Annotated in this window: 3 protein-coding genes and 2 pseudogenes; all 5 read right to left on the bottom strand. The window is 72.5% G+C overall.

The window, feature by feature from the left end; all coding sequences use genetic code 11:
• Positions 1–616: pseudogene (locus H5J29_RS17060) on the bottom strand (hypothetical protein); the annotation flags it as partial.
• Between the two features lie 58 nt (positions 617–674).
• A pseudogene (locus tag H5J29_RS17055) lies at positions 675–1,670 on the bottom strand (YihY/virulence factor BrkB family protein); the annotation flags it as partial.
• Positions 1,671–1,731: 61 nt separating this feature from the next.
• Positions 1,732–2,712 (bottom strand): methylmalonyl Co-A mutase-associated GTPase MeaB, encoded by a 981-nt coding sequence (meaB, locus tag H5J29_RS17050; RefSeq protein ID WP_181781944.1) that lies wholly within the window; start codon positions 2,710–2,712, stop codon positions 1,732–1,734.
• Positions 2,712–4,871 carry a methylmalonyl-CoA mutase gene (gene scpA / locus H5J29_RS17045; RefSeq protein ID WP_181781943.1) on the bottom strand — a complete coding sequence of 720 codons (2,160 nt, stop codon included), beginning with the start codon at positions 4,869–4,871 and terminating at the stop codon, positions 2,712–2,714. The genes meaB and scpA overlap by 1 nt, the downstream gene beginning before the upstream one ends.
• Positions 4,868–6,464: methylmalonyl-CoA mutase family protein (locus tag H5J29_RS17040; protein WP_181781942.1), on the bottom strand; the 1,597-nt coding region annotated here is incomplete at its 5' end. The genes scpA and H5J29_RS17040, both read right to left, overlap by 4 nt.

Here is a 6,464-nt window from a genome sequence, read left to right as displayed (position 1 = left end):
CCTCGGCGGCGGGCAGGACCGTGTCCAGCCGCTCCCGGCCCGCGCCGGACCAGACGTCGGCGAGCGCGTCGAGACAGTCCGCGAGGGCCTCGACGCCGGCGCGCAGCCGGTCCCGGTACGGACGCGGTGTGGGATCCGGCCACAGCACGAGCTCCGCGACCGCGAGCAGCACGACGGCCAGCGCGAACCCGGCCAGCCGCCACCCGAGCGCACCCGGGTCGTAGGGCGGGAACGACGGCAGGATGTAGAGCAGCTGCGTGCCTGCCGCGAGCCCGACCAGCCGCGGCCCACCGACGCCCACGAAGCTCACCACGAACCCGAGCACGACCATCCCCGCGGTCGCCGCCGCCAGGTTCACCGACAGCAGCGTGCCGAGCGTGATCAGGACGGCCCCGACGGGCAGCATCACCACCAGCGTGCGGGCACGGCGCGTGGGGCTGCCCGGGATCTGGGAGAGCACCCCGAGCGCGACCGCCCCGAACAGCGCGTACGGGGCCATGTCGACGTTGTCCAGCGCGTAGCGGCAGAGGTAGAAGCCCAGGCAGGCCACGATCGTGACCCGCGCCGCGCGGCGCACGGCGACCAGCCCCGGATCGTGCCTGCGCAGCCAGTCCATCCCGGTGATCCTGGCCGGGGCCGCAGGATCAGTCCAGGTGCGGCTGGGGGACGGCGTTGCGGCGGTCGCTGAGCTTCTTCGGCCAGTAGTGCTGGATGGCGGCGTTGAAGTGCGCACCGACCACGATCGCCATGCCGATGAAGAACGTGGCCAGCAGGAACGCGATCGGCGCGGCCAGCGCGCCGTAGGTGTACCCCGTGCCGGTGAGCCAGTTGATGTACACGCGCAGGCCGGTGGCGCCGCACAGGAACACGACGGCGGCCAGCACGGCACCCGGCAGCCCGCGGTGCCACGGCGGCTTGGCGGGCAGGGCGAGCTTGTACAGCGTGGTGAGGGCGAGGATGAGCCCCATCCCGAGCACCGGGTAGTACAGCCAGCCGATCAACGTGATCGCGGTGTCCTGCCAGGCGGCGGGCAGCAGCTTGGGCAGCCGGTCCGGTCCCAGGGCGAGCAGCGGCAGCGAGATGATCCCGCCGACCAGCGCCACCAGGTACATCAGCAGCGCGAGGATCCGCTGCCACACGGGGTTGCGCACGCCGTACTGGTCATGGGCCCGGGTGATCGCGTCGACGAAGGACGACATCGCCGACGAGCCGGACCACAGCGAGATCAGGAAGCCCAGCGAGACCAGCTCGGAGCGGCCGGTGGTGAGGATGGTGTCGACCGTGGGGGCGATGATCTCGTCCACGGCGTTGTCGCTGAACACGGTGCCCGCGCCCGCGACGAGCTGGCGCTGGGCCAGCGCGATGGTGTCCGGGCCGAACCACTCGCCGATGTAGCCGAGCGAGCCCAGCAGGCCCAGCAGCAGCGGCGGCAGCGACAGGGTCTGCCAGAAGGCGGCGGCGGCGGACTCGCTGAAGATGTTGTCGTCCCAGGCCCGCACGCCGGTGCGCTTGAAGAGCAGCCCCAACGCCCGCCATCCGTGCGGCCGGGGCGAGCCGTCCGCGCTGAGCCGGACCGTGGGTGCCTCCGGCGAGACGTCGACGGCGGCGGGTTCGGCCGCCGGAGCAGGCGGACTCTCCCGCTCGCGAGCCTCCCCCGCCACGTCCGTCATGCATCCAGCATGCGCCCACCTGGGCGTTCTGTCAGCGCTCGGGCCCGGCGCGCCAGGACGATCAGCCGAGGAGCTTCAGGATCTGCTCCGCCGCGAGGGTCGGGGTCAGGTCGCCCTCCCGGACCTCTCGCGTGACCTCCGGCAGCCGCTCCCGCACGGTCGGGTCGCTGGTCAGCCGGTCGAGCAGCTGATCGCGGATCATCGCCCACATCCACTCGACCTGCTGGTCCGCGCGTCGGGTGGCGAGCTCGCCGTGCTTCTCCAGCGCCGCGCGGTGCTCGAGGATCTTGCCCCAGACCTTGTCCAGCCCCTTGCCGGTCTGGGCCGAGCAGGACAGCACCGGGGCTCGCCAGTGCTCCGACGCCGGCGTCATCATGTGCAGGGCGCCCGCCAGGTCCCGAGCCGCGGCCTTGGCGTCCGTCTCGTGCGGCCCGTCCGCCTTGTTCACGGCCACGACGTCGGCCAGCTCCAGGATCCCCTTCTTGATCCCCTGCAGCTGGTCCCCGGTGCGCGCGATGGTGAGGAAGAGGAACGTGTCCACCATCCCGGCCACGGTGACCTCGGACTGGCCGACGCCGACCGTCTCGACCAGCACGACGTCGTAGCCCGCGGCCTCCATCAGCACCATCGTCTCGCGGGTGCGCCGGGCGACCCCGCCGAGCGTGCCCGCGCTCGGCGACGGCCGGATGAAGGCGTTGTCGTCCACCGCCAGGGCGGCCATCCGGGTCTTGTCCCCCAGGATCGACCCGCCCGTCCGCGTCGACGAGGGATCGACCGCGAGCACCGCGACCTTGTGGCCGGCCGCGGTCAGCCGGGTCCCCAACGCCTCGATGAACGTCGACTTCCCGACGCCCGGCACCCCGGAGATCCCGACCCGGACCGCTCCCCCGGCGTGCGGGGTCAGCTCCAGCAGCAGCCGCTGGGCCTCCTCGCGGTGCGCGGGCTTGGCCGACTCGATCAGGGTGATCGCCCGGGCGAGCAACGTGCGGTTGCCGTCGAGGACCCCCTCGGCGAGGGTCTCGACGTCGACCTGGCGAGGCATCAGCCCTGGGCCGCCTTCAGCTTCTCCAGCAGGTCGATCGCGGCCTCGGAGATGACCGTGCCGGGCGGGAAGACCGCCGCGGCGCCCATCTCGATCAGCTCCGGCACGTCCGCGGGCGGGATGACCCCGCCCACCACGATCATGATGTCCGACCGGTCGAGCTTGGCCAGCTCCTCCTTCAGCTCGGGCACCAGCGTGAGGTGTCCGGCCGCGAGCGAGCTGGCCCCGACCACGTGGACGTCCGCCTCCACGGCCTGGCGCGCGACCTCCGCCGGGGTCTGGAACAGCGGGCCCACGTCCACGTCGAAGCCCAGGTCGGCGAACGCCGTGGCGATCACCTTCTGGCCGCGGTCGTGGCCGTCCTGCCCCATCTTGGCGACGAGGATGCGGGGCTGGCGACCCTCCTCCTCGGCGAACTCGCCCACGAGCTCGCGGGCACGGGTGATCGCCGGGCTGGAGCCGGCTTCGTCGGAGTACACGCCGGAGATGATCCTGATCTGCCCGGAGTGCCGCCCGAACACCTTCTCCAGCGCGTCGGAGATCTCACCGACCGTGGCCTTCGCCCGGGCGGCGTCGACGGCCAGGGCCAGCAGGTTCTGGTCGAAACCGCGCTCCGACCCGTCGGCGATCGCGGCCGCCGAGTTCGTGAGTGCCTGCAGCGCCGCGTCGACCGCGCGGGAGTCCCGCTCGGCGCGCAGCCGCTCGAGCTTCTCGAGCTGCTCGCGGCGGACCTGCTTGTTGTCCACCTTGAGCACGTCGATGGCCTCGTCGGAGTCGACGACGTACTTGTTGACCCCGATGACCGGCTGGCGGCCCGAGTCGATCCGGGCCTGGGTGCGGGCCGCGGCCTCCTCGACGCGCAGCTTGGGGATGCCGGCGTCGATCGCCTGGGCCATCCCCCCGGCCTTCTCGACCTCGGTGATGTGCCCCCACGCGCGGCGGGCGAGGTCGTAGGTCAGCTTCTCGACGTAGTGCGAGCCGCCCCACGGGTCGATGACCTTGGTCGTGCCGGACTCCTGCTGCAGCAGCAGCTGGGTGTTGCGGGCGATGCGCGCGGAGAAGTCCGTGGGCAGCGCGAGCGCCTCGTCGAGCGCGTTGGTGTGCAGCGACTGGGTGTGCCCCTGCGTCGCCGCCATCGCCTCGATGCAGGTGCGGACCACGTTGTTGTAGACGTCCTGCGCGGTCAGCGACCAGCCCGAGGTCTGCGAGTGCGTGCGCAGGGACAGCGACTTGGGGTTCTTCGGCCCGAACTCGTTCACGAGCTTCGACCAGAGCAGGCGCGCGGCCCGCATCTTCGCGACCTCCATGAAGAAGTTCATCCCGATGGCCCAGAAGAAGCTCAGCCGCGGCGCGAACCTGTCGACGTCGAGGCCCGCGTCGATGCCCGAGCGGAGGTACTCCACGCCGTCGGCGAGAGTGTAGGCCAGCTCGAGGTCGTTCGTCGCCCCGGCCTCCTGGATGTGGTACCCGGAGATCGAGATCGAGTTGAACTTCGGCATCTTCTGCGAGGTGTAGCTGAAGATGTCCGAGATGATCTTCATGGACGGCTGGGGCGGGTAGATGTAGGTGTTGCGGACCATGAACTCCTTGAGGATGTCGTTCTGGATGGTCCCCGCGAGCTGCTCCGGCTTCACCCCCTGCTCCTCGGCCGCCACGATGTAGAGCGCGAGCACGGGCAGGACGGCGCCGTTCATGGTCATCGAGACGGACATCTTGTCCAGCGGGATGCCGTCGAACAGCTGGCGCATGTCGTAGATCGAGTCGATCGCGACGCCGGCCATGCCGACGTCCCCGCCGACGCGGGGGTGGTCCGAGTCGTAGCCGCGGTGCGTGGCCAGGTCGAACGCGATCGACAGGCCCTTCTGCCCGGCCGCGAGGTTGCGGCGGTAGAAGGCGTTGGACTCGGTGGCCGTGGAGAAGCCCGCGTACTGGCGGACCGTCCACGGCTGGCTCGCGTACATCGTGGGGTACGGGCCGCGCAGGTACGGCGTGATGCCCGGGTAGGTGTGGAGGAAGTCCAGCCCCTCCAGGTCCGCCGGGGTGTAGAGCTGCTGGACCGGGATCCCCTCGGGGGACTCCCACGGCGCACCGGGGGTGAAGTCCGTGCCCGGTGCGGCGTCGGAGGCGAGTCCGACCTGGGTGAAGTCCGGGATGGTCACTTCGAAGCCTCCAGAGCCTCGTACACGTCCTCGATGACGGCCAGGGCGTCGCAGCCCGCGTAGAGGTACCCGTCCACGCCGGGGACCGCACCCTTGCCCGCCAGGAGGACCCGCTGGGCACCCGCCTCCCTGAGGGCGGCGGCGGTGGCCTCGGCCCGCTCCTCGTAGAGCGTGTCGGTGGAGCAGAGGACCACGACCGGGGCGCCGGTGTAGGCCTTCACGACCTCCTCGGCGGACTCCGTGGGCCCCGCCTCGACGTCCGCGATCCCCCCGGCCTGCAGCAGGTTGCGGGCGAACCCGGCCCGCGCGGTGTAGGCCGCGAGCGGGCCCAGGGTGGCCAGGAACGCGGTCGGCCGGGAGCCGGTCTCGGCCAGGATCGCGTCGGACCGGTCGCGGTGCGACTCGTAGGCCTCGGCGGGCCGGTAGAGCGGCAGCCCCCCGCGGGCGAGGGGCTCGGGGAGCGGGGTGCGCTCGACGGGCTTCTCGTCCAGGTTCGGGAACTCGGAGACCCCGGTCAGCGGGGTCCGCCGGGTCGCGATGCCCTTCTCCCGCTGGGCCCGGACCTCGGCGACCCGCTCGGCCACGAAGCCCGAGTCGAGCGCCGCGACGGCGCCGCCCGCGGCCTCGACGGCCTGGAAGAACGCCCAGCCCGCCTGCGCCAGGTCGTCCGTCAGGTGCTCGATGTACCAGGAGCCGCCGCCCGGGTCGATCACCCGTGCCAGGTGCGACTCCTCGAGCAGGAGGGACTGCGTGTTGCGCGCGACGCGCCGCGAGAAGGCCTCGGACTCGCCGATCGCGATGTCGAAGGGCGGCACCGTGACCGCGTCCGCGCCGCCGATGCCGGCGGCGAACCCGGCGACGGTCCCCCGCAGCATGTTCACCCACGGGTCCCGCCTGGTGAACAGCGTGGGCGAGACGACGGCGTGCTGGGTCTGCCCCGGCCCGCTCGCTCCGGTGTCCGCCTGGCTGGCTTCCAGGACCCGGCCCCACAGCCGCCTGGCGGCGCGGAGCTTGGCGATGGTGGGGAACTGTTCGGCCGTGGCGGCGAAGCGGAACTCCAGGACCCCGGCGGCCTGCTCGACCGACAGGCCGGCGTCGGTCAGGGCGCGGAGGTATTCGACGCCCGCGGCCAGCGCGAAGCCGAGCTCCTGCCCCTCCGAGCCACCCGCCTCCTGGACCGGCGTCCCGTCCACGACGATGGCCTTCACCTGCGGGAACTCACCGGCGACCCGGGCGGCGAGCGGCACGACCGACTCGACGGCCGGGCTCTCGCCGGAGCGGGCGCGCAGGCCGATCGGGTCGAGGCCCAGGGTGCCGAGGAGGGCGTCCTTCGCGACGCCCCTGCGCTCGGCCAGCTCGAGGAAGGCCTCGGCGGCCTCGACGGCGACGGCGCCGCCGTCGAGCACGACGGGGGCCAGGTCGAGGATCACCTCGTCGAGCACCTCGGACAGCTCGGCGACGGGGACCCCACCCGGGCCCACCGCCAGCCAGATGGAGGCGACGCCGTTCTCGAGGTCCGCGAGGATCGCCGCGCGGGCGACCTCGCCGGACTCGGCGGCGTGGTGCTGCCGGACGTCCCACCCGGGCGTGCTG

It is taken from the genome of Pseudonocardia pini (assembly GCF_013870575.1).
GTDB lineage: Bacteria > Actinomycetota > Actinomycetes > Mycobacteriales > Pseudonocardiaceae > Pseudonocardia > Pseudonocardia pini.
Note: the sequence above shows the minus strand (reverse complement) of the source record. Positions and strands in the feature narration are given on the sequence as shown.